We start from the raw sequence: 2,225 nt of genomic DNA, 5'->3' as shown, positions 1-2,225 counted from the left end.
CCGTAAAGGAAAATCTTGATTTAAGTTCCGTTTTTTTCTGAAATTGACTTAAATTTTTCTAACTCACAAATATAACGCTAATTAACTTAATAAATAATTTTTTCAATTCGTCACGGAGTGGTCCGTGCCGTCTCGAAAAGGCTACTTTACGGACGCACACTAATTCGTTTTATTTATTTTATCAGTTTTTATGCGAATAATTTTTTCCCCCTCTTTTGCCATTCCAAGTTCGCGTGCTTTTTTTTCTATGACTTTTAAGTCAGCTTTTTCAAGTTGTTGACGCTCTTGTGCCAATTTGCCTTTTTGCTTTCGAAGCTGTTCAAACTCTATTTTTTTATCTTTAATAATTTGATTGCTTTTTAAAATTTTTATTACATTAAATTTACCGAAGAAGACTATCCAAAGCAATATCAAGACGAGGATGATAACAAAAAGTTTCATCCTCGCGTGATTTTTTCTATTTTTTCTTACCACAATAATACTATTTCAAGAAAAGTTTATAGGTATTTTGCAAACAAATCTTTTCCCGGAAATATTGCATCCTTACCGAGTTCCTCTTCAATGCGAAGCAGCTGGTTGTATTTCGCAATTCGTTCGGAACGCGATACGGAGCCTGATTTTATCTGCCCACAATTTGCTGCTACTGCCAGATCAGCAATAGTATGATCACAGGTTTCGCCAGAACGATGGGAAACAACGTTGGTATAACCGTTTGCTTTTGCCAACTCAATTGTATCCAATGTTTCAGTCAAAGTTCCAATCTGGTTGAGTTTGATCAAAATGGAATTTGCACATCTCTCGTTAATTCCACGCAAAAGGATTCGACTGTTAGTAACGAATATGTCGTCACCAACAATCTGAATATCATTTCCAAGTTCTTCGGTCATATATTTCCAGCCCTTCCAATCATCTTCCGCGAGTCCGTCTTCTATAGAAATGATCGGGTAATGTTCAATCCAGTTTCGATAAATAGCAACTGTTTCTGTGGCTGTCCATTTTTCTCCATCAAGAGTTTTCAGTAAGTATTTTCCATTTTTATAGAAAGTTGAGGCTGCGGAATCAAGAGCGATCGCTACATCATCCATCGGACGATAACCCGCTTCTTTTATTGCCTTAACAATGAGTTTTAGGGCATCTTCGTTTGACTTGAGGTTCGGAGCAAATCCGCCTTCATCGCCGACAGCAGTGGAATAGCCGTCTTTTTTTAGGATAGATTTGAGAGTGTGAAAAGTTTCAGATGCGATTTGTAAAGCATGTCTGAAGCTCTGCGCCCCGATGGGCATTATCATAAATTCTTGCACATCAACGTTGTTATCGGCATGTTGACCACCATTTAGCACATTGAACATTGGGATTGGTAGCACTTTTGCGTTTGTCCCGCCAATATACTGATATAAAGGAAGTCCCAATTCGATTGACGAAGCACGAGCAACTGCCAGTGAAACGCCGAGAATTGCATTTGCACCGAGATTCTCTTTGTTTTCCGTGCCATCAAGTTCCAATAAAATTCGATCTATTTTTACCTGATTACTGCTTTCCATTCCGAGTATTTCGGGAGCAATTTTCTCATTAACGTTAGCCACAGCTTTGGTTACACCTTTTCCCAAAAATCTATCGGGATCACCGTCTCGCAGTTCTATTGCTTCATTCTCTCCGGTGGAGGCACCGGAAGGAACAGCTGCCCGACCAACGATGCCGGATTCGAGAAGCACTTCCACTTCCACGGTTGGATTTCCACGAGAATCCAATATCTCTCTGCTATATAAAGCACTTATTATAGACATAATATTCTCCTATTTATCTTCTGATGTGGATACAACATCATACTCAACGTCTTCACCATCTATATAGACGAATTTAGGTTTTTGAGGATAATCTCTTTTCTTTATCTTTTCAGAATCACCCTCTTCTTCCATTCTCCATACTTCCCATCTTTCATCACTTCCGTCCACGCAGAAACTGATCTTCTTTTTTCTGAAACCGTCAATGACGAATTGGATGCTCTCTAATGATGTGATCTTTGTTACCGGAACACAGAATTTTTGAGCGTCATATAAATATCTTTCTTCTTCTTTCACTTTTTTCTTTGCCATGATTTCTCCTTAAAAGAACGGAAAAAATAATACGAGAAATCCTTTTTCCATTCTCCATTTTTTGTTTTAATTGTTTTTGAATAAATTAATTTCTACTAATAAACAAATTATGTGACCAATTGTAATGTGAGC

General features: G+C 37.8%; 3 protein-coding genes. All 3 read right to left on the bottom strand.

Annotated features, from left to right (window positions below; all coding sequences use genetic code 11):
* Nucleotides 1–159: 159 nt before the first annotated feature.
* From U9P79_08305 to U9P79_08295, 3 genes are read right to left on the bottom strand one after another with little or no spacing between them, the layout of a single operon-like run.
* Entirely contained in the window at nucleotides 160–441 is a 282-nt protein-coding gene (locus U9P79_08305; protein ID MEA2104624.1) for a septum formation initiator family protein, read from the bottom strand.
* Between the two features lie 56 nt (nucleotides 442–497).
* A complete protein-coding gene (gene eno / locus U9P79_08300) occupies nucleotides 498–1,784 on the bottom strand; it encodes a phosphopyruvate hydratase (GenBank protein ID MEA2104623.1) in 1,287 nt (428 codons plus the stop codon).
* Between the two features lie 9 nt (nucleotides 1,785–1,793).
* Nucleotides 1,794–2,093 (bottom strand): hypothetical protein, encoded by a 300-nt coding sequence (locus tag U9P79_08295; GenBank protein MEA2104622.1) that lies wholly within the window; start codon nucleotides 2,091–2,093, stop codon nucleotides 1,794–1,796.
* Between the last annotated feature and the right edge of the window lie 132 nt (nucleotides 2,094–2,225).

This window comes from Candidatus Cloacimonadota bacterium (assembly GCA_034661015.1).
In the GTDB taxonomy this organism is placed as follows: Bacteria; Cloacimonadota; Cloacimonadia; order JGIOTU-2; family JGIOTU-2; genus JAYEKN01.
Note: the sequence above shows the minus strand (reverse complement) of the source record. Positions and strands in the feature narration are given on the sequence as shown.